Source organism: Williamsia sp. z34 (genome assembly GCF_059553395.1).
In genome coordinates this window covers 77438-102749 of sequence record NZ_JCANWW010000006.1, presented here as the reverse complement: position 1 = coordinate 102749, position 25312 = coordinate 77438, and the positions used below count along the sequence as shown (strand labels likewise).

Genomic DNA, 25312 nt, shown 5'->3' with positions numbered 1-25312 from the left:
CTGGCGGTTGGATGGGCACTCAGTCGGTGAAGATCTCTCGATTCACCGTGTGCAGGTAGGGGATCGCCAAAAACGGGGTGATGTAGAAGATGTCGTACAGCCACCAGCCGATCACCGGGAGCACCACCCCCGAGTAACGCACATCGGCGTACATCGTCATGTTGAACGTGTAGCCGATCCAGATGACCACCCCGAACCAGCAGGTGACGATCATCCATTGGTGGCCCCAGCGCTTCATCTGTAGGAAGGCGATGCCGGCCGCTATACGCATCGGGAAGACGGTGAGCATCAGGGCCACCTCCCAACCCTTTTCACCCGGGCCGCCCGCGCCGCCGATCCACAGTTCGTTGTAATGCCAGAAGTAACCCGCGTCGAACATGTTTCCCCAGGCGGTGAGGATCACGCGGTTGATCAGGGTGTGGTTTGCGATCAGGTCGAGTGCCCAGCCGAGGCTGTTGAGCGCGGCGTCGAGGATCACCAGGTAACCGATCAGTGTGACGAGGATCGGCCGGACCGACAGGCCTTCGAGTTGTGCGCGTCGTTGGAGCCACACGCCGCGCAGGAAGACGGGCAGACCGAAGATTCCGAGGACCAGCGTTCCCATCAGCAGCGTCCCGATGGTGAGCCACCAATCGGCTTCGCGTTGTGCACGCCGCGAGTCGTCCTGATGTTCGTCGTAGGAGGTGGAGGTGGAGGTATTGCCTGTGCTCTTTTCGCGCCGCAGGTTGATCGAAGGGAGATTCATTGCCGGCCTACCAATCCCGAACGGTGTACATATAGAGCTGGATCAAGAACTGTGACAGCAGGAAGCCGTATACGAAGATCTGGAAGACGATCAGCGCCCGTTTGCGCCGCCTGTCCTGTTCGTTCATGAACCGCTCCCTCGATCAATATGATTGTGAGTCTTGGTATTCGGTGGCCCTCAGACTTGCCGCGGCGACTTCTTTGAGGCCGCTGCTGATGGCGCCGTCGGTGCTCAGCGGTGCCAGGATCGATGCCTCGGCGGCCTGCATCTCGGACGCTCCCGCGGCGATGAGCCTTGCAGCGGTAACCAGCACACGCGTCGACGGTGGTTCAAAGTGGTATACCTCGTCCGCCTCGCGGATGCTGTTGGCGCAGCGGACAAGTCGGTTGGCCGCGGCGATATCTATGCCGGCTTCGGCCACCAGGACGGCGGCTTCGCGCTCGGGTGGGAGGTAGTGCATCGGCAGGGTCACAAACCGTTGTCGGAAAGAAGGTTTGAGATCCTTGAGTGAGCTGCGGTACGCCGGGTTGTAGGAGCAGACGACCATGAACGACTGCGGTGCCTGGACGACTTCGTTGGCGCGGTCGAGATACAGGGCCCGGCGGTGGTCGGTCAGCGAATGCAGGATCGCGAGCGAATCGTGACGGGCTTCAACCACTTCGTCGAGGTAGCAGATCGCACCCTCCTTCACCGCACGGGTCAGTGGGCCATCAGTCCACAGCACGTCACCACCGGTGACCATGAATCGCCCGACGAGGTCCGAACTGGTGAGATCATCGTGGCAGCTGATGGTGACGACGGCAGTGCCCAGCAGTTCGCCCATGTGCTCGACGAACCGGGTCTTACCGCAACCGGTGGGGCCGGTCAGCATCACCGGAAGCTGTTGGCCGAAGGCGCGCTCGAACATCTCGATTTCGCTGCCGGTGGGGAGATAGAGGTCGGTGGTCAATGTCTTTGTGCTCCAATCGGTCAGGTGCTGACGAGTTCTCGGTGAACATGGGCCAGCACGCGGGGGAGTTGTTCGACCTGTCGGATTCGCTGGGAACGTCGGGGGCCAAAGACTTCGGGCAGTGGATCGACTCGGGCCGGACCGACACCGATGTAGTAGACCGATATCCCGGCCTCGTCGGCCTCTTCGAGGGCGTGTGCGACGTCGGCCCAGGCATATCGCCCCTCATAACCCTCGTCGGAGATCAGTCCGTCGCCGATGACGATGAGTAGTCGCCGCTCGCAGGGCTGGGTCAGCAGGCGGCTCGTGAGGTGTCGGATAGGGGCGCCGAGCCGGGTATAGCCACCGGTTGCCAGGCCGGAACCGCTCGGAACGACCACGTGTGTGTCGTCGAAGTCCTTGAGGCAGTTCACCTCCACGCGGTGGCGGGTGTTACCGCTGAAGACGAACACTCCGTGGCGTTCTCGGGCAAGCATCATCGCGCGCGAAAGTGCGTCTGCACAGGCCAGTTCCAACTCGAAGACCTCGCCACGGCGAATTCCGAGTGAGGAGCTGCCATCGAGGAGCAGAGCGGTGGTCACGTCTCGCGACATGGGCAACAGCTCCCGGAACACTCGGGGCTCGCCGGCTTCTCCGGTGATCAGATCGATGTGGTGGCTGACGTACGAGTCGATGTCGAGGTCGGATCCGTCCTCTAGCCGACTCCTGATCGATCGGTGGGTGTGTTCGGCGAACCACCGCCGTAGATCTGTCGACACCGGTGACCCCGGCCGGCCGGTACCCCGGTGCTTTCGTTCCAGCACCGCAACATGGTCGACGAGGAAGCTCTCGCGCCATGCGTTCCACTCGGGGTATGGGATACCCACCCGCTGGTCCGGCCGGATCTCGATGTCCTCGTCCTCGGGGCGACTCGGTGGTGGAAGGTTCGAATTACGCACTCCGCCTTCACCCCCGACCGGGATTGACAGCAGTCGCTGGGCATCGCTGCGGGGAGAAGTCCACGGCATCCGGCTGTGCGCCCTCTTGACCGCGGTAGCCAGGCCGCGGCCGGCCGGAGCCCGGAGCGGTAGTTGTCCCAGAAGCGGGTGCGGGTCGATTCTCTCGCGCGATCTGGCCATCATGTCCGCACGCCGGAGCATGTCGGTGGCGTCGAAAGCGCTGTCCGCAACCGATAGTCCGGTCAGGACGCGATCTAGTTCCGCTACCAGTCCGGGCCAGTGGTCAGCGATCCAGCGCAGCGCGACCCCGGCCTCGACGATGGACAATGCCGCGAGCTCACGAGTTGAGAGTTCGTGAAGCGGATAGCGTCCGATGTCGTCTTTGGACGGCGAACACTGCAGTGCGACACCGCAGGTCAGCGTTCGTGTTGTCCAATCCGTCAAGATCGGCGGGTAGGGCACCGTGACGATGTCCTGAAGGCGGTTGAGTCCGAACGTTCGATGCTCGCCTGACATCAGTCGGGCACCGCTCCGGCGTCGCCCCGAGAAGGCAACGGCAGTCAGGCCGCAGCTGCGCTCGAGGCGCAGCGCAGCTGGGATCGGCGTCGCGTTCATCGTGAATCAGTCGCGTCGCCAGCTATTTTCGCTCCGCCGAGGATGGCCATCAGAACGTACCGATGTTCTTCATGACCCAATACCAAAACGCGATCACGGCGCCCATCGCACTCCAAGCGACCACCAGTCGCAGAATGTCCAGCCACATATCCAGGACCCCATCTCGATCTCGGCGGATATGTCAGTTCTAGACCAGTTCGCTGACTGATGTCAATGAAAAGTGTCAATGGGTGGAGTTGGCGGGTCAGACGCAGCGCACGCCTGTCGTCGCGGTGGCCGCACTTCCGACTCTGCGTTTGACCACCTTGTTGCCCGAAACGTGCTTTCAGTGACGGTTATTCGACGCAACCGGGATCTGGTGGGATGTCAGATTCGTCGTCGGTCAGTTCCGCCAGCTTTTCGGCCAACACCGCCCGGCGATCGGCCAGAACCTTCTCCCAGGCTGCTGCCAAGGTTTCGTTGACGTGTTGGGCTCGGTTGACCCGCGGTTTTCTTTCCGGATCCACCGACGCCGGCGGTATCCAGCCGACCCGACCCGTGTCGGGGCCTTCGGTGATCATGATTGTTTGCCACTGATGCGGTCCGTCACCGATGAGTTTGTGGTGCGGTGGGCAGGCTGATCCCATCATGTTGATGTCGGTCAGGCCCCCGTTGATCCAGGCAAGTAGATGATGGGCCTCGACCCAGGTCGCCGGATTGGTACATCCAGGATGCGAGCAACCGCGATCCCGGACGAACAACGCCAAACGTTGCCCCTTCTGCGCAGTGCGTTTGGTCCGGCCGAGATGCAACACCTCAGCACTGTGGTCAGCGAACACGGCCAGATATTTGTCCGACCGCGCCGCCAAATTCAGGGCCTCGTTGACCGGAATATCGACTCCCGACGCCGTTCTGGCGATCCCGGCACACTCGTCAAGTTGCTCTTTGGTCATCGTGATGACCAACTGGGCCGGCAAACCCCGATGCGACTTACCCAGCAGGTTGCACTCCAGAATCGTCTTGAGGATCGCCTTGAGCGCGTCGTGACATTGTTGGCCTTTCGAACGGGTATCCCGCTCGGCCGCAGCCCTGATCAACTCTTTGTCCTGTTTCGGATCATCGGACGCACCGGTCGGCGAGTTGGGGTCGGCCGGGTTGTTCATCCCCGGCGCCGCCCACACGTCCATCACCGTCCGCAACAGGGCGAGGGTTTCGGGGTCGAGGGTGCCGGTGATCTTGGCCATCAGATCCACCCCCTGATCCCCGATACCCAGCGAGCGTTTGCGGGCCCGATCGGTGTCGTCGGTCAACCGGCCGTCGGGGTCGACCCGGGCCAACACCGCGCGACCGGCGGCGGTCAGTTGGGTGGGATCTTGGCCGACGGCTTCTTCGGTCATCCAGTGATCGACCACGTCATAGACTGCCGGATCCGAGGCCGACGGGATCTGTTTGCGCACGTCGAGCATGACATCCATGTGCGCCGCCCCGATCAAACCTTTCGACCACGCCTGCTCGGCGGCAGGGCATTTCGGCGCCAACTCCTCACCCTGCATCGTGTGGAATCGGCCGACCGCCTCCAGGGCCCGGATCCGGGACATGGTTTGCCCTTTGGTCAGCCGCAACTCGCTACGGGTGAAACCGAACAGTGACGAATACCCGGCTTCGGTAAACGATGACCGATCCGAGACCCTCAACAGGTGACGCAACCCGGTGAACTCAAACTTACGGGCGATCCGTTCATGCACCCGCACAAGCTCATTGACTTCCGCGCCAGACATATCGGAATCAGCGCAGTCCGCGATATCGGCAACGAGCAACTCCAACTCGAGGTACTTGCGCACCAGTACCGGAACCGGCGAGGAATCAACCGAAGAGTCAACAGGTGGATCGTCAGTCATCATGCCCCCCAGCACATCTGATCAAACGCTTGCGATCAGGATACACCGGAAATCCCAATGTGTCGAATGTTTGTTCGAGTAACAGGCTCTGTGCTTGAGCACTCCTGCGGGGGCAACGTGTCGCGCACGGAGCTGGGCAATCGCGCAGTCGGTCAGCGGGGTTCGAGGCCTCTCATCACGCCGGCCACGTACTGGTCGAGTGCGTGGGGATCCTGTGGTCCTTCGTGACTCACGGTCAGGTAGGCGTAGAGGCCGAGGAAGAAAAAGAGTGCGCTGTGTGCGGGGTCGGCGTCGGCATAGATCTCACCACGATCGCGGGCCTGTTCGATCTGCGTGATGACCAGTTCGATGACGGACAGTCCCTTGGCGGGGGCGGGATCGAGCTGTGGTCGGGTGGGGGAGAAGTAGAGGGCCAGGACGTCCCGGAACAGCTTCTTTCCCAGCCTGCGCTTCGCTGATTTCGTCAGGCGGACGGTCTCATAGAACACTGCGGACAAATCGGTCGACTTGGCGATGAATCGCTCGAGATCTCGTGCTGCCCTGGCAACCTCGGCGTTCTCGATCTCGATGAGTACGTGCTCTTTGTTGGGGAAATGGAAGTAGAACGTGCCGCGTGCGACGCCTGCTGCAGCCACGATGGCACCGACATCCGCGTCGGCCACGCCGGTTCGTTTGAACTCGGCCACCGCTGCATCGAAGATCCGTCGACGTGTCTCGAGGCGCTGTGCCGCACGCCCATTCGGCTTGTCCGGGGTCGGTCGTTCTGGTTTCTTCTCCGCAGCGTTGCCGTGACCCGTCATCTGTCCGAGTCTAGGTTGCGATCACGCGTGTGCGGTTGTTCTCCACCGCGAACCCGATCGCGGTGGTGGTCTGATCTGGGCGGGCGCTTGACCGCTCGGTGTCAGATCAGCGTCGACCAGTACCACCAGAAATGCTGTCCGATCAGGCCGGCGATCACGAGAATCCACACGACCGGGATCAATGAATGGATGCTCAGGGCCGCGTTCACCATCGTCCGCCCGAAACCGTCGGGGACGTGGTCGTCGGCATTGCGCAGGCTCACGTAGCAGAAGGCAACGATGGTCACCACCCAGACGACCATGCAATACGGGCACAACGCGTCGATGCGGTAAAGGCTCTGGAAGATAAGCCAGTGCACGAAGACGACGCCGGCGGTCAGCCCGACCTGCATGCCGAGCATCACCAGGGCAGACGGTTTACGTCCCATCATGACGGCGATCGCCAGCAGGGCCGAGAATCCGATGAGTCCGATCAGCGAGTTCGGAAAGCCGAAGAGCGCCGCCTGGGACGTGTCCATGATCGAGCCGCAATTCAATACCGGGCTGATATCGCAACTGGTCACGTAGTCCGGGTTCGCCGTCAGCTCGAACTTCTCGACGGTCAAGGTGAACGACGCCGCCAGCCCGAGGACCGCGCAGATGCCGAGGATCCAGGGGAGTAGTCGAGGGAACAGGACCGGTGGTGCGTCGTCGGTGCTGTCCGAAGTGGACACGTCTGTCGCTGTCATCGCCACATCGCCTCGCCGTTCATGCCACGAATCTACGCTGACCCTGCAGGCGAGCCGGTCGGGGTGCGGGAGGATGCCATACAGTCGTATAGGCTGGCGGGATCACCTTCAACAGGCAGGTTGGCAGAGTTATGCGAATTGGATTGACCGGCGGGGCTTCGTCGACAGACAAGATCGTCCAGCAGGCCGAGCGGGCCGAGGCGGACGGTTTCACCTCCCTCTGGTACGCCAGCACCGTCGCGGGTGATCCCCTTGCCGCACTGGCGGTGGCGGGCCGGGCCACCGCCTCGATCGAGCTGGGAACCGCTGTCCTCCAGACCTATCCGATCCATCCACTGCTGCAGGCCAACCGTGTTGCCGCGGTCGCCGAGGCGATGGGACGACCCGGTTTCACCCTGGGGTTGGGGCCGTCCCACGGACCTCTCATCGAGGACGTCTACGGGCTGTCGTACGAGCGACCCGGGCGCAATACCGAGGAGTACATCCAGATCATCGCCGCGCTGCTGCACGGCGAGGACGTCGATTTCCGTGGAGAGGACTGGACCGCCAAGAGCGCCGGGCGGATGACAGCGGTCAAACATCAGGTACCGGTGCTGCTTTCCGCCATGTCACCCCGGTTGCTGCGGGTGGCAGGGCAGTACGCCGATGGGACCGTGCTGTGGATGGCCTCGGCGAAGGTCATCGAATCGCAGATCGCCCCGGCCATCAGTGCTGCGGCTGCACAGGCGGGCCGGCCGGCTCCCCGGATCGTGGCGGGATTGCCGCTGGCGGTTCACGACGACGTCGAGGAAGCTCGCGCCGCCGTGGCCGCGACGTCGGGCATGTATGCCGGAATGCCCAACTACCAGCGCGTCATCAGTGCCGGGGGTGCCACCGATGCGGCTGAGATCGCCATCGTCGGCAACGAAGAATCGGTTCGCCTGCAACTGCAGAACCTCATCGATTCGGGTGCCACCGATGTGTGGGCGGCCATCACGCCGGTGGGTCCCGATCCCCGAGGATCGATGCGGCGCACCCGTGACCTGCTCCGCGAGCTGGCGTCAGCCGGGTAGCGTTTGCACTCAACGACCGCCAGTTCGTGTCGACAGGAGATGAAACGTGACCTCCACCGCTGATGCGGAATGCCATCTCGATGACGGTGGTGACGGCGGCCTGACCGCTCGGGCGGTGGCGGCCGTGCGACGGACGGCAGTGGCGCTGATCGGCGCGGATCCCGGTGCAGATCTCTCGGAGGTAGCCCGACGGATCCATGCCCTCGCCGACGACCTCGAGGCCCGCGCTCCCTCGGCGCGTGATCGGATCGAATCAATGGATCGCGAGGGCAGAGGTTCGCTGTACAGCCCGGTGGTCGGTGCGCACAATGCGATCGCTCCGCCCGTCGACCTGGGAGTGACTGCCGATGGGGCCGACGGAACGGTGTCCTTTTCGACCGCCTATGAACGTGCGCCGGGTGTCGTCCACGAGGGTGCCGTCGCCTTGGTTCTCGACGTCGCGCTGGCCAACGCCAACGCCTTGGCCGGCGTCGCAGGGATGACGGCGCAGCTCAACATCCGATTCCATCATCCGGTGCCACCCGATCGGGAGCTGACGATCCGGTCGCGCCACGAACGAGTCGACGGCAGAAAAGCGTATTCGAGCGCCGAGGTCTGGCTCGACGACGAACTGTGTGTGAGTGCCGACGGGTTGTTCATCGCCTCGAGAAAGCGAGTGCCCCATGCCGGGTGACGGTGCGCAACAGTCCGACGGCATCGCGTCGGCGGCGGCCGGGTTGCGACGACTCACCGAACTACTCCTCCGGGTCGACGCCGCCGACCCCGGGCTCGGCGCAGTGGCCGACGAGCTCGACCTGATCACCGAGCAACTCGACGCGCACCGCGGCTCGTCGAGCGAGCGTGACCCGGTGTCGGGTCGGGGGAATCCGATTGCGCCGCCACTTGACCTCGCCGTCGACGGCGACGGGAATGTTGCGGCGACAGGTCGTCTCGGACTGCAATATCAGGGGCCGAAAACGTTGGTGCACGGCGGCATGTCAGCGATGATGCTCAGCCATGTCGTCGCGGCGGCCGGTGGGGCCGGGACAGAGCAGGCGGTGGTGCAGGAGCTGTCGGTGCGGTATCACCGGCCGACGCCGTTGCTGACGGAGCTGCACCTCTCGGCGGAGCGCACTGATCCGTCCGGCCGGCACGTGCACGGGGCGATCGTCGTCGATGGGACGACCACCGTGTCGGCGGAGGCGCGGCTCGCGCCTTCCGCCGCCCCGGTGGTCGTCGATCAATCCTGAACGCCCGCGATCTCTTTGGCCTTCACGGCGAAGTCGGCGAAGCTGGCGCCGGACTTCTCGCGGGTGCTCCACGCGCGGGTCTGCACGTCGTGTCCTTCGGCGGCCTTGCGTAGCGCGCCGACCGTGGCCTGCTCCTTCGGGACGTCCTTGAAGGGATCGAACGAGTACCACTTCATCGCGTTCTGGTAGGTCATCTTGTTGATCTCAGCGTCGGTGACGTCGTATTTGGCGAAGACCCCCTCGAGTTCTTCCGGCGCGTTCGGCCACATCGAATCGCTGTGCGGGTAGTCCATCTCCCAGCAGATGTTGTCGATACCGATTTCGTTGCGCAGTTGCACGCCGACGGGGTCGGAGATGAAACAGGTCAGGAAGTGGTCACGGAAGACCTCGGAGGGAAGCTTGCCCTTGAAATCCTGGTTCGTCCACGTCGAGTGCATGTCGTAGGTGCGGTCGATCCGTTCGAGGAAGTACGGAATCCAACCGGTGCCGCCCTCGGACAGGGCGATCTTGAGGTCGGGGAACTCTTTGATGGGCGCGGACCACAGGAGGTCGGCCGCGGCCTGCACGATGTTCATCGGTTGCAGGGTGATCAGTACGTCCATCGGGCTGTCGGGCGAGGGGATCGACAGGCGTCCGGACGAGCCGATGTGGACGTTCATCACGGTGTTGGTGTCGACCAGCGCCTTCCACAGCGGATTCCAGTAGTCACTGTGGAAGCTGGGATAGCCCAGCGCCGAGGGGTTTTCGGTGAAGGTCAGTGAGTGCACGCCCTTCTCGGCGACCCGACGCACCTCCTGGGCGCAGAGCTCGGCATCCCAGATCGGTGGCAAGGCCATCGGGATGAACCGTCCCGGATGGGCGCCACACCATTCGTCGATGTGCCAATCGTTGTAGGCCTGCACCAGGGCCAGGGAGAAGTCGGCGTCATCGGTGGCGAACAGGCGGGCGGCGAAACCGGGGAAGGACGGGAAGTTCATGGTGGCCAGCACACCGCCGGCGTTCATGTCCTTCACCCGCTCGGCTGCGTTGTAGCAACCGGGCCGGATCTCGTCGAGACCCTGCGGTTCCAATCCGTACTCTTCCTTCGGTCGCCCGGCCACCGCGTTCAGCGCGACGTTGGGGATGACCGTGTCGCGGAACTGCCAGGTGTCGCTGCCGTCGGGATTGTGCACGAGTCGCGGCGCCTCTGCCTTGTATTTGGCCGGCAGATGGTTCTCGAACATGTCGGGTGGTTCGATGATGTGGTCGTCGATACTGATCAGGATCATGTCGTCTTTGTGCACAGCCACGCCTTCCGCTGGGGGGCCGGCCGTCGACAGCCGGCGCATACTGTACGAGTGTATTGAGGTGGGTGACCCGTGTGGTCGGATTCTTCGAATTGGCCGACGGGAGTGGATGCGTGGGTATTCTTTGGAGGCGAACCCCGAAAAGTGCTCTGCGCCAATGCGCGGAGCAGTGGGAGCCGGTCGGTCGACAATGTATCGAACCGCGCTGGAATTTCGAAAATCGTTACACACGAGAGCATTTCGCGAATGTGGAGGACACGATGCGCATTGGGTTCATAGGTCTGGGAAGTCAGGGCGCGCCGATGGCCCGACGGATCGTGGAAGCGGGCTATGACACCACGCTGTGGGCCCGCCGATCGGCGTCGCTGGAATCCTTTGTCGACACCGAGGCGAGAGTGGCGGACTCACCTGCCGAACTGGCGGCAGCCAGCGATCTGGTCTGCCTCTGTGTGGTCGATGACGCCGATGTGCGGCAGATCGTGACCGGTGAACTCGGAGTACTCGCCGGCCTGGCGCCGGGCGGCGTGATCGCAATCCACAGCACCATCGCGCCCGACACCTGTCGCGAACTGGCCGGAAAGGCGGCGGCGCAGGGGGTCACGGTGATCGATGCGCCGGTCAGTGGTGGCGGCCACGCTGCCGCGGCGGGCAATCTCCTGGTCATGGTCGGTGGCGAAGCGGGGACGGTCGAACGGTGCCGTCCGGTCTTCTCCACGTACGGAGAACCGGTGGTCCACCTCGGGCCACTGGGTTCTGGCCAGGTGACCAAACTTCTCAACAACGTCGTCTTCGCCGCCAACCTCGGCATCGTCGTCGATGCGTTGGCCCTGGGCGGGTCATTGGGGTTGGATCCGGAGCGTCTCGGCGAGGTGATCGCCAAGGGATCGGCGAACAGCTACGCCCTCGGCGCCATCGCGGCCTCCGGCGGAACGATCGATGCGATCGCCTCCCTCGCTGGGACACTTCTGCAGAAGGATGCCCGATTGTTCGCCGGTCTGGCCGGCGACGCCGGGGCCGAGTCGACGGCGGTGCTGGCCGCCGCCGACTCGACACTCGAAGCCATGGGCCACCCGCGCTGATCGCGCGTCGACCGCACGTCAGTCGTGGATGCGCGCGGGTTCTTTGCGTTCTGTCACCGGCCGGGCCAGCTCTTGTTCGACGCAGATGCGCTGCAGTTTTTCCAGTGTTTCGTCCAGGCCTGCGCCGACTCGTGAGGCCGGAGTGAATGTTGCCGGCAGGTACCGCATGCCCTGGATGACCCCGATGGTCTCGTAGTGGACGGTCCCTTCGGGGACGCAGCGATAGTCCGGCATCCGATCGAGCACCGCGGTCACCATCGACTTGAACACGGTGCGGGCAAGGTTGGAGCCGATGCACCGGTGCATACCCACACCGAAGCTGAAGTGTCGGTTGCCGCCGCGGTCCAGGACGATGTCGTTCGGGTCATGGAAGATGTCAGGATCGCGGTTGGCCATGGCCCACGACAACCAGAGGCGATCCCCTTCCTTGAGCTGCCTGCCGTCGAGTTCGATGTCGGCAGCGATGGTCCGGCCATCTCCGGGCGCAGGTGTGTAGAAGCGCAGGAACTCTTCGGTGGCCGGATCGAGCAGCTCGTCTCGCTCCCGACTGAGCACCTCGCGCTGATCGGGATTCTCCGACAACCACTCCAGTGCGTGGGCCGTCAACGCGGTGGTGGTGTCGAACCCGCCGCCGATGAGAAGGTTCAACATCCCGAGCAGCTCCATGTCGGGGGCGGGCTCACCATCGACCCGGAGCCCGGCCAACGCGTTGATGATCCCCGGGCGCGGACTCTCGCGGATCTCGGCCAGGTTCGTGAACAGATCCATCCCCATGGCCAGGTACAGATCCAGCACGCGTGGTGCATCCGGCGAATCGGGTGCGGTGTAGACCGACGCGTGGGCCGGTTCGTTGTAGATCTCCCACTTCTGCAACGGAATTCCCAGCATGGCCAGGGTGACCACGGCCGGGACGATATTGGCCAGGTCCTCGACGAAGTCGATGTTGCCGGTTTCTGTCTTCTCGTCCAAGCAGGCGCGCACCACATCGTCGATGAACGGTTCCCACCGCTTGATCGCGGCAGGTGACAGATACGGATTGAGTGCGCTGCGATAGATCTTGTGCTCGGGATCGTCCATCTCCAGCAGGCCGCCCCGGATGCTGACCTCCATCATCTTGGGTATCGAAATGCCCTGGTAGCCACGACGTTCACCGTTCACATCGTGATCGGCGGAGACATCCGCACTGCGGGCGAGCTCGAAGACCGACCGGTTGTCGGCGGCAACCCAGTGCCCGTTGTAGGTATCGGTCCACGCGAGGGGGCATTTGCTCTGCATCTCCTCGGTGATATCGGTGAAACGTTCCCGGTATTCCGCGGTGTGCCGGTCGAAATGGAACCGGGGCGATTTCCGGTCGCTGTCGCTGCCGTGGTCAACGCTCATGACTCATCTCCCTGTCGCCGTTCTGTTGTGGACGGTCCGCCTCAGAGTTTGAAGTCGTACCACTTGAGGTATCCGCCGCCGTCGATCCGCAACTGCATGCCGGTCATGTACCTCGACTCGTCCGAGGCCAGGAACAACACGGCGTTGGTGATGTCCTCTGGTTCGACGTAGGGAATCGGCATTGCCTGCATCACAGCGAATCCGGGTTCGGCGTCGGCACGCGTGGGGTGTTCGAGGTCGGGACGGAACGCCTTGTACATCGGTTCACTCTGGAGCATGTCGGTGTTGCAGTTGGTCGGATGGACCACGTTGGCGCGAATGTGCCTCGGTGCCATGTGCAGGGCGACCATGTGCATGAACTGCGTCAGTTGCCGCTTGGCCAATACGTATGCGGCGCCGCCGAGTTCGGTCCCGGGGGCTTCGGTTTTGCTCACGTCTATCAGGGCAGCGGTGGAACCGGTGGCGATCAGGGACGCACCGGCTTGCAGGTGCGGCAACGCCGCCTGCACCGCATTGATCACACCGAGCAGGTTGGTGTCGATGGTGTCGATCCAGGCGTTGACGCCGGGTTCACCGGTCATCGCGGCGATCCCGGCGTTGGCGACAACCACGTCGACCTTGCCGAACTCGGCCAGTCCCTGGTCCAGTGCCGCCACCATCTGGGCACGTTCTCGAACGTCGGCCTGAACCGTGACGATGCGACGGTCATGCTTTTCGACGAGCCGGGCGGTCTCGGCGAGATCATCGGGGGTGGCAAGGGGATAGTTGACGGTGCTGAGGTTTTCGCACAGGTCTACGGCGATGATGTCGGCACCCTCTTCGGCCAGCCGCACCGCGTGACTGCGACCCTGGCCGCGGGCGGCTCCGGTGATGAATGCGACCTTGCCTTGAACACGTCCCATGCTTTGTTCCTTCCAGAGGTTTCTGAGTACTGATGTGGTGAAGAGCCGAAAATTGTTCTGCCGCAACGTTGCGTCGGGTGCTATCCCGACATCACGGCCCCTCCGTTGACGGCAATGACCTGGCCGGTGATGTAGCCGGCGGCGTCAGAGCACAGAAATGCACACGTCGCGCCGATGTCGTCGCCGCTCCCGACCCGGCCGGACGGGATGACCCGCGAGATGTACTTGGCATCGGGGAGATGCTTGGCGTCCTGCGCGGCACGCAACATCGGGGTGTCGATGGTGAAAGGGGGAACGGTGTTGACCGTGATCCCTTTGGCGGCGTATTCCAGGGCCAATGTCTTGGTGAATGCGATGACGCCACCCTTGGTGGCCGAATAGTGTCCCTGGCGAAGGGCGCCGGTTTGCCCGGCCGCCGACGAGATCGTCACGATCCGGCCCCAGCCGGCGTCAACCATGTCGCGGATCGCGGCCTGGGCGCAGAGGAAGGTGCCGGTCAGATTCACCGCGATGTACCGGTTCCATTCATCGAGGGTGATGTCTTCGAACGGTGTGAATCCGGAGACGCCGGCGCTGGTCACCAGGATCTCGATCGGTCCGAATTCGCTCCTGGCCGTGTCGAATGCGGTGTTGACCGATGCTTGGTCCGCGACATCCACGGACACCGTCAGAGCCTTTGCGCCCTGCGCCCGCACGTCGGCCGCGACCCTCTCGGCGGCCGCGGTGTCGCGATCGAGGATGGCCACGTGGTGACCCTGCCGGCCCAGATGGTGACAGATCGATTCGCCCAGACCCGATCCGCCGCCGGTCACCACGGCGACGCGTCCGGTCGGATCGCTTTGTGCAGCATCTGGATTCATGGGACCTCCTGTCGCTGCTGTACGTATGTACAGCAATCGGTATGTGTATAGCACAGCAACGATGCGGCGCAGGCGGAAATGGAGACTCTCTTTCGGGACCGTCCATCCTGAAGTGGCCGGTGCCGGACTACCGTGAAAGGCATAGCCAACACGGAAGAACCGAGGTGCTCTGATGACCGTCCCCGATACCACCACCGCCCTGTCGAATTTTCTCGACGGCATCCTGACCGGCAGCCTCGAGGTCATCGATCTGACCACGCCGCTGAGCAGTTCGACTCCCGCATTGCGCCTGCCCGAACCGTTCGCGAACCTCATCGACTTCAGTCTCGAAGAAGTCAGCGCCTACAACGAGCCCGGACCGTACTGGCGTCACAACAACATCCACACCGGCGAGCACATCGGCACCCACCTCGACGCGCCGGTGCATTGGATCACCGGTCGCGACGGCGATGACGTCTCGCAGATCCCGGTGCAACGACTGATCGGTCCGGCCGCCGTCCTCGACCTGTCCACGAAGGTCGCAGATGACCCCGACTACCTTCTGAGCATCGCCGACGTCGAGGAGTGGGAAACCGCCAACGGGCCGCTGACGGCGGGGACGTGGTTGCTGCTGCGCACCGGCTGGGAGTCGCGGGGTGTTTCGCAGGCCGAGTTCCTCAATGCCGACGACACCGGTTCCCACACACCGGGCGTGGCGGTCGACTGCGCGCGCTGGCTGGCCACCGAACGGGAGATCACCGGCCTCGGCGTGGAGACCGTCGGGGTCGATGCCGGTCTCGCCGGCGGTTTCGACCCCGCATTCCCAGTTCACAACTATTTCCTGGGCAACGACAAGTACGGCATCACCTCACTACGTAACCTGGGTCGTCTCCCCGCCACCGGCGCGGTGCTCGTGGTGAGCCCGCTGCCGATCGTCGGTGGGACCGGCAGCCCGTCCCGGGTTCTGGCCGTCGTCGCCGGATCGGGCGCAGACGGAGCGGGTGCGTGAGCACATACGGTCCCACTGTTGCCGACGTCGTCGGACATGCCCTGGCCGACCTCGGTGTCGGGCACGTGTTCGGCGTGGTCGGTAGCGGAAACTTCGTGATGACCAATGCGCTTCGGGCGGGGGGCGTCCCGTTCACCGCGGCTCGTCACGAGGGTGGCGCGGCGACGATGGCCGATGCGTACTCGCGGATGTCGTCGCGCGTGGGAGTGGTCTCCCTGCATCAGGGATGCGGCCTCACCAACGCGATGACCGGTATCACCGAGGCGGCCAAGAGTCGTACCCCGATGATCGTCCTGACCGCGGACAGTCCCGCGGCGGCACTGCGCTCGAATTTCCGTATCGACCAGGACGCGCTGGTCACCAGCGTCGGCGCGATCAGCGATCGGGTGTACTCGGCGCAGACCGTCGTCGCCGACGTCACGCGCGCCTACCGGACGGCCGTCGCCCGGCGGCGCACGGTGGTCCTCAACGTCTCCACCGACGTCGCGGCCGAGCGGGCCACCGTCGACGGACCGATCGAGATCACGGTCGATCAGTCACGGGTGCGGCCCGACACCGATGCGGTCACCCGGCTCGTCGACGCCATTCGCGGCTCGAAACGGCCGGTGTTCGTTGCGGGGCGCGGTGGCCGCGACGCCGGTCCCCGGATCGCCGAACTCGCCTCGGCAAGTGGGGCTTTGGTTGCCACCTCGGCGGTTGCCAACGGACTCTTCGCCGGCGATGCGTTCTCCCTCGGCATCTCCGGTGGGTTCTCGTCACCCACCACCGCCGAATTGATCTCAGGCGCCGACCTGATCGTCGGCTGGGGGTGTGCCCTCAACATGTGGACGATGCGGCACGGTCGATTGATCGGACCGCAGGCCACTGTCTTCCAGGTCGACGACGACGTCGACGCGATCGGCGCGCACCGTCCCGTCGATGCCGGGGTGATCGGCGACTGTGCCCTCACCGCCACCGACGTTCTTGCGGAACTGTGGGGTGTGGAACCGGAAGGTGCGACCCGGTACCGGACTGCTCGTGTCAGAGCGAGGATTGCGGAATCGTCACGCTGGCAGGATGTTCCGGTCGACGACACGTCCGGTGCCAATCGCATCGACTCGCGTGCGCTGACCATCGCGCTCGACCGGATCCTGCCGGCGGAACGGATTGTGTCAATTGATTCGGGCAACTTCATGGGTTATCCGTCGACCCACCTCTCGGTTCCGGACCACAACGGATTCTGTTTCACCCAGGCATACCAATCGATCGGACTGGGGCTGTACACCGCAATCGGTGCGGGGATCGCGCAACCCGATCGGCTCGGCGTCCTCGGTGCCGGCGACGGTGGATTCCTGATGGGCATCTCCGAGATCGACACCGCGGTACGCCTGCGCCTGCCGTTGGTCGCGATCGTCTACAACGACTCCGCCTACGGTGCGGAGGTGCACCACTTCGCTGACGCGGACCATGGGACGGTGACCTTCCCGGAGACCGATATTGCCGCCATCGCACGGGGTTTCGGCGCGGATGGGATCACCGTGCGTACGCTCGACGACCTGGACGGCGTACGCACCTGGGTCGAGGGCTATCGAGCGGCCGGCGCGGCCCGGCCGCTGGTGATCGACGCGAAGGTCGTAGGTGACGGCGGGTCCTGGTGGCTGGCAGAGGCGTTCGCGGGGCACTGACATCACGTCGCACGAACCCGCCACCGGCGTCAGCCGATGATTGCCGGCATCGAATCCCAGCCGCGCACGGTGGAACTGCGGGCTCGTCGAGCTTGCGCAAGGTCGATGTCCCACTCCGGGAACCGGTTCAGGACCTCTTCGAGTGCAACCCGGCCCTCGAGACGGGCGAGTGGGGCGCCGAGGCAGAAATGCGCGCCCTTGGCGAAACTGAGGAGCGAGCCGGGTTGGCGGTGGATGTCGAAGCGATCGGGGTGCTCGAAGGCGCGTTCGTCGCGGTTGGCCGAGGCCAGCATGAGCAGCAGGGCGCTGCCGGCCGGAACCGTCTGTCCGTGCAGTTCAACATCTTCGGTGACGTATCGTGCGACGTGAGGTCCGGGCGGCTCGAACCGGAGGAGTTCGTCGATGGAACCGGGGATGAGTGAGTGGTCCTGCGCGAGTTCCTTGCGCTGATCGGGGTGCTCGGCCAGCACCTTGCCCATCCAGCCGAACAGTCGGCCGGTGGTCTCGACACCGGCTCCGGCGATGACCGCCAAGAAGATCAGGAGCTCGTCCTTCCGTAAATGGCGGGTGGTACCGGTGTCGTCGTCGAACTCCACGCTGAGCAGTTCGGTGATGAGGTCGTCGGAGGGGTTCTTGATCCGCCAGTCGACGTAGTCGGTGAACATGTCTCCGTCGAAGTAGTGATCTTTTCTCACCGGCAGTGGTTCGCCGGGTTTGTTGCGCAACACTCGATTTGCCTCTGCGCGCACGCTCGGCTGGTCCGCATCGGGGATACCGACGAGCATGCCGATGGTCCGCATCGGGAGCTCGGTGCCCAGGTCGAGAACGAAGTCGAACCGGTCGGCGCCGATCAGCGGATCGAGGCAGGCGTTGCAGAATGCCCGGACCTTGTCTTCGATCATCTTCATCTTGCGGGGTGTGAAGGCGCGGCCCACGATCTTGCGATGGATGGTGTGCAGCGGTGGGTCTTCGTTGATGAACACACCGGGCGGCATCACCGGGTCGGCTTTGACGACTTCGAGGATGTCGCCCTTAGCGGAACTGAACCGCTGCGGATCCTGCAACGCGGCGTCGATGTCGGCGTAGCGGCTCAGGCCCCAGAAGTCGTGTCGTTGGTTGTGGTAGAGCGGCGCCTCGTCGCGTAGTCGCCGATAGGTCGGGTACGGATCCATGTCGATCTCGACGTCCCACGGGTCGTAATACACATCGCTCACGAAACACTCCTTGATTCGGGTTTCGTGAGCGAGCATAGATCAACTGCTATACGCTCGTACAGCGAACGGTCGTACTTCGCCGGAGCCGGGCGTTTCATGGCCGAATTCGACTGGAGCGCGTGCAATTTCGGCTGTCGGCTTCTCGGCATGGCAGCACGACGAATGAAGGAGCCCGAAGATGAATGATCGGTTCTCGCTCGACGGGCGGGTGGCGTTGGTGACCGGTGGTGGCACCGGTATCGGGCGCGGTACAGCGCTCGTCCTTGCCGAACACGGCGCCGACGTCGTGCTCGCCGGCCGTCGCCGCGACCCCCTGGAGTCCACCGCGAAGGAGATCGACGCGCTGGGGCGCCGGGCTCTGGCCGTACCGGCCGATGTCAGTACCGCCGCCGGATGCCAAGAGCTCGTAGACCGGACGGTCGCGGAGTTCGGCCGGGTGGACATCCTGGTCAACAGCGCCGGGGGCGCCGAGACGAAGTCGATCAAGCGATGGACCGAGGAGGAGTTCGGTGACGTCTTCGCCCTCAACCTCGGCAGCGTCTGGAACCTGTCGCGGGCGGTGTCGGTCCACATGCTCGAACGGGGCAAGGGGGCGATCGTCAATATCTCGTCGGGAGCGAGTTTGCTGTCGATGCCCCAGGCAGCCCCGTATGCGGCGGCAAAGGCCGCGGTCAACAACCTGACCGGTTCCATGGCCGCCGCATGGGCGAGCAAGGGTATTCGCGTCAACGCGATCGCGGTCGGCGCGGTCCGGGCTCCGACGCTGACCGACGAACTGGCGCGATACAACCTGGAGCCCGATTCGGTCGCCGGGTCCAATGGTCTCGGCCGGCTGGGTGAACCCGACGAAATCGGTTACGGCGTCTTGTTTTTCGCCTCCGACGCGGCCAGCTTCTGCTCAGGTCAGACGCTGTACATGCACGGCGCGCCCGGGCCTGCGGGCGTCTAGGGACGCCGGTCAGCCTCGGTTGCGCACCGGCCGTTTCCGGGGCCGCGGCGACGTCGGCGGTTCGAGCGCGTCGAGCAATGTCTCGAACGACGCCACCACCTCCTCGTGGGCACTGGTGATCCCGGCGCCCTTTTCCAGATTCAGCAGCTTCGGGATGCCGGAGATCAGGACCACCAGGCCGCCGGGGGTGAGCGGGAAGTCGGCGGTGCCGGTGGTCGCGGAGATCGCCGCCAGGGTGTCGAGCTGTATTTGTCTTATCCGTGCGGTGACCTGCGCGATCTCGGCGCCGATCTTTGCCCGGTGGTTCCCCAGTGCCATGAACTCGGTGACCAGCGCGCCCTTGGCTTCGGCCCAGCTGAACTCCCACAGGACGTGCAGTGGCTGGTCGGGCCGGGCGTCGAGGGCCTCGGTCAGTCGCTGGGCATTCTGATCGGTGCGACGACGAATCGCGGCCAGAAAAATGTCGTCCAGGGTGGGGAAGTAGTACTGGACGAGGCTCGGTGTGACGCCGGCCTTCGCTGCCAGCACCCGGTACGTGACGCTCGGATAACCGTCGGTGACCATGATCTTCTCGACGGTGTCGAGGATGACGTCCCTGGTCTTCGATGTTTCTGCGCCCACGCGCCGAGCCGATGGTGGCATGTTCACGTACCTCACTTCGTAGTCTTGTTCATTTTCGCACCCCCGGCTCGCTGTACGACCGTATAGTGGCTGTGGGCTTGGTCGCAGGCATTTGGGGGCCGAGCGCCACCGGGCACGTCCGCCCCGGCGGAGAAGCATTGCGAAACGGAGAGATATGTCGACGCTCGAAACCACCCTGGAGCAGTTGCAGGCCGATGTTCGGTACCTCAAGGACCGGACCGAGATCCTGGACTGCATCTCCCGGCACGCTCGTGGCTGCGACCGCCATGATGTCGACCTGATCACTGCCGCCTATCACGACGATGCTGTTGACGAGCATGGTCACGCGACCAATCAAGGCCCCGACTACGGGGATTGGGCCAACAAGGTGCATGCCGAGACGTCGAAGGTACACACCCACAACATCACGACACACTCATGCGAGATCGATGGTGACACCGCGCATGCCGAGAGCTATGTGCTCGTCGTGCTGGTCGGTGGCGACGGAAAGACCGCCCAGTTCATCAGCGGTCGTTACCTCGACCGGCTGGAGCGGCGAGAGGGACAGTGGCGCATCGCTCTTCGGCGATCGACGGTGGAAGCTATGTTCCTCGGTGATGCGCGGGTCCTCACGTCGTCCTTCTTCACCGAAAAGGGTTACCTCGTCGGGACGCGCGACCGTAGCGACCTCTCCTATGAACGTCCGCTGAAGTTGGACATTCCGGCCCCCGCGCGGTGGTGATCGGAGTACCGTAACCGGCGACGCTGCCATGCGAACTCTGCGCCATGGTTCCCGGATCCGCTCAGCTGCAAGGAGATAACGATGACAGACGTTCAAGTCGAGACCGGATTGCTTGCCGGTGATCAACGAATGCTGATCGACGGGGAGTTGCAGCACACCGCAAGTGGCGCACTCTTCGACGTGATCCACCCGGGCTCCGAGCAGGTGGCCGGGCAGGCGACGGACGGCACCGTCGCCGATATGGAGCGGGCCATCGGTGCGGCGCGGCGGGCGTTCGACGAGACCGATTGGTCCCACGACGTGGAGTTCCGGTACCACTGCCTCACGCAGCTACACGAGGCCCTCGAGCGGAACAAGGAACGGATCCGCCGGATCGTGGTGACCGAGGTGGGTTGCCCGATCAGCATGACCAGCAGTCAGGTCGATTCCCCGATCGCCGAGGTCAAGCACTGGGCCGAGTACGGCCGAGCGTTCAACTATCTCGAAGACACTGGCGTCCACGAGACGGTGATGGGGCAGGCTCGGCACCTGATCCACTACGACCCCGTCGGTGTCGTCGGTGCGATCACGCCATGGAACGTGCCCTTTTACCTCAACATCGCCGAAACCGTGGCGCCGCTGATGGCCGGGAACACCGTGGTGCTCAAGCCCGCTCAGTGGACGCCGTGGTCGGGTAGCGAGCTGGGCCGGATCGTCGCCGAGGAGACCGACATCCCGGCCGGGGTGTTCAACGTGGTGGTCTCGAATGCCAACGAGGTGGGTGCTGCGTTGTCGGCGGATCCCAGGGTCGACATGATCACGTTCACCGGTTCCACGGCCACCGGACGGGCGATTCTGGCGGCCGGGGCCGCGACGGTGAAGAAGTCATTGATGGAATTGGGTGGCAAATCGGCCCACATCGTCTGCGATGACGCCGATCTGACCGCCTGCCTGCCGATGGCGGCGATGATGGCCTGTGCCATGTCGGGTCAGAGCTGCATCCTGCCCAGCCGAATTCTGTTGCCGCGTAGCCGTTACGAAGAGGGCCTGGCGATCCTGGCCGCGACGATGCAGAACATCCCGATGGGCGACCCCTGGCAGGAAGGCATCATGCACGGGCCGCAGATCAGCGAGACCCAGCGCAACAAGGTCCTCGGTCTGATCAAGTCGGGTATCGATTCCGGTGCCAGGGTGGTCATCGGCGGCGGAACCCCGGAGAACCTCTCGACCGGCTACTACGTCGAACCGACTCTGCTCGCCGACGTCGACCCCGACTCGCAGGTGGCCCAGGAGGAGATCTTCGGTCCGGTTCTGACCGTGATCCCGTACGACACCGACGACGAGGCGATCGCCATCGCCAACAACTCGATCTACGGACTGTCCGGCGAGGTCAGCAGTGCCGACAACGACCGGGCGCTCCGCATCGCCCAGCGGTTGCGGACCGGCAGCGTCACCGTCAACAGCAAGTCGTTCTTCGGTATCACCAGCCCGTTCGGTGGCACCAAACAGAGCGGTCTGGGCCGTCGCAACGGCGACTTCGGTTTCAAGGAGTACCTCGAGGTCAAGACCATCGGTCAGCCCGTCTAGGACCGTGCCGCCGAGCGCGGCAGGTCCGGAAGGTTCGGCGATCACGGGAACAGGGAGTGCGATGGGAACGGCCAACAACTGGGGTCGCTGGGGTACCGATGACGAACGGGGAGCGCTGAATCTACTCACCCCGGATGTGGTCAAGGAGGCGCTGAGGGCGCCGAAAACGGGAAAGGTCTACCCGCTGAGCATCCCGATCCAGCGATCCGGGGTGCCGAACTTCGATTTTCCGCGGCGCGCCGCAGCGCCTGACGCTGGCGGGGCAGGGCGATGAGGCGTTCCATCGTTCGGTTGGCGGAGCCGAGGGTGTGGGTGCCAATGAGGACATGCTCGTGATGGCGGCACACACCGCTACGCATCTGGACGCTCTCGGCCATGTGTACGAGGACCGGAAGTTGTACAACGGCTTCTCTGCAGAGGATGTGTCCTCTATGAGTGGCGCACCGCGATGCGGTATCGACAAGATCGGTGCAATTGTCGGTCGCGGGGTACTCGTGGATGTGGCTGCGGCTCTTGGTGTCAGTGCGCTCGAACCCGGACATGTCATCACTGTTGCCGAGTTCGAACAGGCGTGCTCGAGTGAGTCCGTCGAACTCCGTCCGGGCGACCTGGTGTTGATTCGTACTGGTTGGCTCGAGGGGTATATGAACCCAGATGATGGATTCGACATCCATCCCCAACCCGGTATCGGCCTCGAGTTGGCAAGACACCTTGCCGCCTACGACGTCTCAGTGGTCGGGGCGGACAATTCTGCGGTCGAAGCGCTACCGTTTGACCAGGGTGTCTACCTGGGGTCGCACATTGTTCTGTTGGTATCGCACGGAATTCATCTGATGGAGCATCTCGCCCTGCGAGATCTCTCGCGGGATCGTTGCTACGAGTTCCTGCTCACCATCGCGCCACTGAACATCCCCGGGGCGACGGGCAGTCCCGTCACGCCCATCGCGATCGGGTGATCCACCTCCACAAACGAGCCCGAAATACGAAGACGAGCCACAAATATGTGGCTCGTCTTCGTATTTCCGGCTCGTTTGCGGGTCAGAGTTTGAAGCGGCCGGCGAAGCCGCGCAGCGGCATGTCGGCGCTGGTGAGGATGCCGGGCCGGGCGTCGACGACACTTCTGATCGCGTTGAGTGCCGGAAGTCCGGTCACGGTCATGCCGATCGACGCGAAGTCTTCGGGATTATCGAGTCTGACACCGGGTTTGGGGAAGATCATGTGTTTGCTGTAGATGTTCGGGTCGCCCGAGATCTGGGTGATGTAGCAGCCCTTGATGTCCCAGGCCGGACTGGTGTACGGGGTCATCTGCCATTCGAGATGTGATTCGATGCGGGGTATCCCATCGACGATGCCCTGGTACTTGATGTAGTTGGCGCCCAACGATCCCTTGGGCAACTGGTACCAGCCCAGGTCGACGTCCTTGGTGCAGGCGCCGAGTTCGTAGGAGAACGTGACGTCGTCGAGTTCGAGACCGAAGCAGTCGGCCATCAGGTGGACGCTGTCGGCGAATACACGGGTGTATTTCTCGAGGGACCCGGGGATGCTCGGGTCGTCGACCGGCACTCCGTAGCCGACTTCCTTCCAGGTGTCGACCGAGTGGTGACAGGAGACGTCCACCGATTCGATCACGGTGACGTTCTCGATCTCCGATACGTCGGCGCTGTGTGCCACCGCGAGTATCTGGTTGAGGCCGGGGTTCATCCCGGTGCCGTAGAACGTCGAACCCCCACGCAGGCAGGCGTCTTGCAGTACTTCGGACACTTTTCGGCCCGACGGGTGCGGGTGGTTCTGGTTGCGATGGTGGCCGGTGATCCAGTCCGCGGTCGTGACGATGTTGATCCCGGCCTCGAGGATCTTCTCGTAGAGGGCTTCGTCGGGGAAGACCCCGTGGAAGGTGAGCACGTCGGGCCGAGCGGCGATGATCTCCTCGACGGTGCCGGTGGCGATCACCCCGACCGGGTCGAGTCCGGCGAGTTCGCCGGCATCGCGACCGATCTTCTCCGGTGTGTAGCAGTGCAATCCGACCAGTTCGAGATCCGGATGGTTACCGATGCGTTTGATCATCTCGGTGCCGACGTTGCCCGTCGCCACCTGGAAGGCTCGGACGCGGTCGGCCTCTGTGGTGCTCATCGGTGAAGTCCTTTCGTCGGGTAGAACTGCGTGGCCCATTGCCGCAGTTGGGTGAAGCCCTCGTATTCGCCCCGGGACAGGGCCGGCGGATCGGAGTAGCGCTGATGCGACCAGATGTTGATGTCGGCGACAAATTGCTCGATCACGGCATCGGCGAGAAACTTTGCCCCGGAGGTTATCTCGGCTCGATCATCTCCGGGACGTCGGCCGATCCAGACGCTGAAGCGGATGTCGGAGGTGAGATCATCGACCGGTGTCACGGCCGTGAGGGTGCGGTTGTCGATCATGCCCCAGCTCTTGGTCGCCGCGACCCCGAGTCCGGCGTTGATCGCCTGCACACCGCTGTTGATGTCGTCGGCCGAAGCGTTCTCGTCGAACGCGATCGTGAAGTCCACGTAGGAGGTGGCTTCGGTGAAGTCGTGCCTGGTGATGTCGGGCATGAACGGGACCTTGTGGACGAACTTGAAGTGTGCGAAGTCCACACCGTTTTCCATCACGTACTGCGGATGCAATTCCAGCCCGGGCCGGAACAGTGTTGCCTGCGGGTATGACGGGTAATAGTCTGCGGCCGTGAGGTTGTCGTCGAACCCGGCGAGGACATCGGGTACCTCGAAGTACGGTGCGACGCCATCGACGTCGTGCCAGATGAAGATCGACTCGTTGAGTTCGGCCACCGGGTAGATGCGGATGCGACGGCCCTTGTTCGGGTGCTTCTCGTAAGGGATGCACACGTTGCGGCCCGCGCTGTTCCACTCCCAGCCGTGGAATGGACAGACGATGCGATCGCCTTCGACGTGCCCGCCGTAACCGAGGTGCGCGCCGAGATGCTCGCAGTACGCATCCATCACCGTCACCTCACCGGTGGACGACCGCCACGCGATCATCTCGGTGTCGAAATACTTCATCCGGTGGACCTGACCGGCGGCGATCTCGGCAGCCCAGGCCACCTGGAACCAGCCGGTGGGTTTCATCGACAGGGGAGTTCTGGCCATCTGGCA

25 protein-coding genes are annotated in these 25312 nt (G+C 63.8%); 11 read left to right on the top strand and 14 right to left on the bottom strand.

Annotated features, from left to right (window positions below; all coding sequences use genetic code 11):
* Positions 1–19: 19 nt before the first annotated feature.
* The 6 genes from AC51GT_RS16270 to AC51GT_RS16245 all read right to left on the bottom strand — a co-directional run bounded on the left by AC51GT_RS16270 (position 20) and on the right by AC51GT_RS16245 (position 6652).
* Complete coding sequence (locus AC51GT_RS16270; protein WP_496329424.1) at positions 20–745, bottom strand: hypothetical protein; 726 nt, start codon at positions 743–745, stop codon at positions 20–22.
* A gap of 142 nt (positions 746–887) precedes the next feature.
* Positions 888–1694 carry a CbbQ/NirQ/NorQ/GpvN family protein gene (locus AC51GT_RS16265; RefSeq protein WP_496329423.1) on the bottom strand — a complete coding sequence of 269 codons (807 nt, stop codon included), beginning with the start codon at positions 1692–1694 and terminating at the stop codon, positions 888–890.
* Between the two features lie 20 nt (positions 1695–1714).
* Complete coding sequence (locus AC51GT_RS16260; RefSeq protein WP_496329422.1) at positions 1715–3247, bottom strand: nitric oxide reductase activation protein NorD; 1533 nt, start codon at positions 3245–3247, stop codon at positions 1715–1717.
* A gap of 335 nt (positions 3248–3582) precedes the next feature.
* Positions 3583–5127, bottom strand: coding sequence for an HNH endonuclease signature motif containing protein (locus tag AC51GT_RS16255; protein WP_496329421.1), 1545 nt, complete (start codon positions 5125–5127; stop codon positions 3583–3585).
* Between the two features lie 149 nt (positions 5128–5276).
* The gene (locus AC51GT_RS16250; RefSeq protein ID WP_496329420.1) at positions 5277–5924 is read right to left on the bottom strand and encodes a TetR family transcriptional regulator; all 648 of its coding nucleotides are present in this window, start codon (positions 5922–5924) and stop codon (positions 5277–5279) included.
* 101 nt (positions 5925–6025) lie between these two features.
* A complete protein-coding gene (locus AC51GT_RS16245) occupies positions 6026–6652 on the bottom strand; it encodes a vitamin K epoxide reductase family protein (protein ID WP_496329419.1) in 627 nt (208 codons plus the stop codon).
* Positions 6653–6783: 131 nt separating this feature from the next.
* On the opposite strand from AC51GT_RS16245, the gene AC51GT_RS16240 reads away from it, so the two are divergent.
* Genes AC51GT_RS16240 through AC51GT_RS16230 form a run of 3 tightly spaced genes read left to right on the top strand, consistent with a single transcriptional unit; the run spans position 6784 to position 8933 of the window.
* Positions 6784–7704 carry a TIGR03564 family F420-dependent LLM class oxidoreductase gene (locus AC51GT_RS16240; protein ID WP_496329418.1) on the top strand — a complete coding sequence of 307 codons (921 nt, stop codon included), beginning with the start codon at positions 6784–6786 and terminating at the stop codon, positions 7702–7704.
* Positions 7705–7750: 46 nt separating this feature from the next.
* A complete protein-coding gene (locus tag AC51GT_RS16235) occupies positions 7751–8377 on the top strand; it encodes a PaaI family thioesterase (RefSeq protein WP_496329417.1) in 627 nt (208 codons plus the stop codon).
* Positions 8367–8933 carry a PaaI family thioesterase gene (locus tag AC51GT_RS16230; protein WP_496329416.1) on the top strand — a complete coding sequence of 189 codons (567 nt, stop codon included), beginning with the start codon at positions 8367–8369 and terminating at the stop codon, positions 8931–8933. The genes AC51GT_RS16235 and AC51GT_RS16230 overlap by 11 nt, the downstream gene beginning before the upstream one ends.
* Here the strand turns inward: AC51GT_RS16230 and AC51GT_RS16225 are convergent.
* On the bottom strand, positions 8924–10216 hold the full coding sequence (locus tag AC51GT_RS16225; RefSeq protein ID WP_496329595.1) for an amidohydrolase family protein: 1293 nt from the start codon (positions 10214–10216) through the stop codon (positions 8924–8926). The two genes, AC51GT_RS16230 and AC51GT_RS16225, sit on opposite strands and share 10 nt — an antisense overlap.
* 263 nt (positions 10217–10479) lie before the next feature.
* Here AC51GT_RS16225 and AC51GT_RS16220 point away from each other — a divergent pair, with 263 nt between their 5' ends.
* The gene (locus AC51GT_RS16220; protein WP_496324780.1) at positions 10480–11298 is read left to right on the top strand and encodes an NAD(P)-dependent oxidoreductase; all 819 of its coding nucleotides are present in this window, start codon (positions 10480–10482) and stop codon (positions 11296–11298) included.
* 18 nt (positions 11299–11316) lie between these two features.
* On the opposite strand, the gene AC51GT_RS16215 is transcribed toward AC51GT_RS16220, so the two are convergent.
* The 3 genes from AC51GT_RS16215 to AC51GT_RS16205 all read right to left on the bottom strand — a co-directional run bounded on the left by AC51GT_RS16215 (position 11317) and on the right by AC51GT_RS16205 (position 14440).
* Positions 11317–12678, bottom strand: a complete 1362-nt coding sequence (locus tag AC51GT_RS16215) for a cytochrome P450 (RefSeq protein ID WP_496329415.1) — start codon at positions 12676–12678, stop codon at positions 11317–11319.
* Positions 12679–12719: 41 nt separating this feature from the next.
* Positions 12720–13580 carry a mycofactocin-coupled SDR family oxidoreductase gene (locus tag AC51GT_RS16210; RefSeq protein ID WP_496324778.1) on the bottom strand — a complete coding sequence of 287 codons (861 nt, stop codon included), beginning with the start codon at positions 13578–13580 and terminating at the stop codon, positions 12720–12722.
* Between the two features lie 80 nt (positions 13581–13660).
* A complete protein-coding gene (locus AC51GT_RS16205) occupies positions 13661–14440 on the bottom strand; it encodes an SDR family NAD(P)-dependent oxidoreductase (RefSeq protein WP_496324777.1) in 780 nt (259 codons plus the stop codon).
* 172 nt (positions 14441–14612) lie between these two features.
* Between AC51GT_RS16205 and AC51GT_RS16200 the strand changes: the two genes are divergently transcribed.
* Both AC51GT_RS16200 and AC51GT_RS16195 read left to right on the top strand, forming a co-directional pair.
* On the top strand, positions 14613–15428 hold the full coding sequence (locus tag AC51GT_RS16200; protein WP_496329414.1) for a cyclase family protein: 816 nt from the start codon (positions 14613–14615) through the stop codon (positions 15426–15428).
* Positions 15425–17092 (top strand): thiamine pyrophosphate-binding protein, encoded by a 1668-nt coding sequence (locus tag AC51GT_RS16195; RefSeq protein ID WP_496329413.1) that lies wholly within the window; start codon positions 15425–15427, stop codon positions 17090–17092. Before AC51GT_RS16200 ends, AC51GT_RS16195 begins: the two co-directional genes overlap by 4 nt.
* 29 nt (positions 17093–17121) lie before the next feature.
* Here AC51GT_RS16195 and AC51GT_RS16190 read toward each other — a convergent pair whose 3' ends face one another.
* A complete protein-coding gene (locus tag AC51GT_RS16190; RefSeq protein ID WP_496329412.1) occupies positions 17122–18306 on the bottom strand; it encodes a cytochrome P450 in 1185 nt (394 codons plus the stop codon).
* A gap of 178 nt (positions 18307–18484) precedes the next feature.
* Between AC51GT_RS16190 and AC51GT_RS16185 the strand changes: the two genes are divergently transcribed.
* Entirely contained in the window at positions 18485–19255 is a 771-nt protein-coding gene (locus AC51GT_RS16185; protein ID WP_496324773.1) for an SDR family NAD(P)-dependent oxidoreductase, read from the top strand.
* Positions 19256–19264: 9 nt separating this feature from the next.
* Here AC51GT_RS16185 and AC51GT_RS16180 read toward each other — a convergent pair whose 3' ends face one another.
* The gene (locus tag AC51GT_RS16180; RefSeq protein WP_496324772.1) at positions 19265–19897 is read right to left on the bottom strand and encodes a TetR/AcrR family transcriptional regulator; all 633 of its coding nucleotides are present in this window, start codon (positions 19895–19897) and stop codon (positions 19265–19267) included.
* 154 nt (positions 19898–20051) lie between these two features.
* Here AC51GT_RS16180 and AC51GT_RS16175 point away from each other — a divergent pair, with 154 nt between their 5' ends.
* The 4 genes from AC51GT_RS16175 to AC51GT_RS16160 all read left to right on the top strand — a co-directional run bounded on the left by AC51GT_RS16175 (position 20052) and on the right by AC51GT_RS16160 (position 23140).
* Entirely contained in the window at positions 20052–20618 is a 567-nt protein-coding gene (locus tag AC51GT_RS16175; RefSeq protein WP_496329411.1) for a nuclear transport factor 2 family protein, read from the top strand.
* Positions 20619–20699: 81 nt separating this feature from the next.
* Positions 20700–22184 (top strand): aldehyde dehydrogenase family protein, encoded by a 1485-nt coding sequence (locus AC51GT_RS16170; RefSeq protein ID WP_496329410.1) that lies wholly within the window; start codon positions 20700–20702, stop codon positions 22182–22184.
* A gap of 61 nt (positions 22185–22245) precedes the next feature.
* Positions 22246–22458: a hypothetical protein gene (locus AC51GT_RS16165; protein ID WP_496329409.1), complete on the top strand. Its 213-nt coding sequence runs from the start codon at positions 22246–22248 to the stop codon at positions 22456–22458.
* Between the two features lie 34 nt (positions 22459–22492).
* Positions 22493–23140, top strand: a complete 648-nt coding sequence (locus AC51GT_RS16160; protein ID WP_496329408.1) for a cyclase family protein — start codon at positions 22493–22495, stop codon at positions 23138–23140.
* An 82-nt stretch (positions 23141–23222) separates the two neighbouring features.
* On the opposite strand, the gene AC51GT_RS16155 is transcribed toward AC51GT_RS16160, so the two are convergent.
* Both AC51GT_RS16155 and AC51GT_RS16150 read right to left on the bottom strand, forming a co-directional pair.
* Positions 23223–24314, bottom strand: coding sequence for an NAD(P)H-dependent amine dehydrogenase family protein (locus tag AC51GT_RS16155; RefSeq protein WP_496329407.1), 1092 nt, complete (start codon positions 24312–24314; stop codon positions 23223–23225).
* Positions 24311–25306: an aromatic ring-hydroxylating dioxygenase subunit alpha gene (locus tag AC51GT_RS16150; RefSeq protein WP_496329406.1), complete on the bottom strand. Its 996-nt coding sequence runs from the start codon at positions 25304–25306 to the stop codon at positions 24311–24313. The genes AC51GT_RS16155 and AC51GT_RS16150 overlap by 4 nt, the downstream gene beginning before the upstream one ends.
* Between the last annotated feature and the right edge of the window lie 6 nt (positions 25307–25312).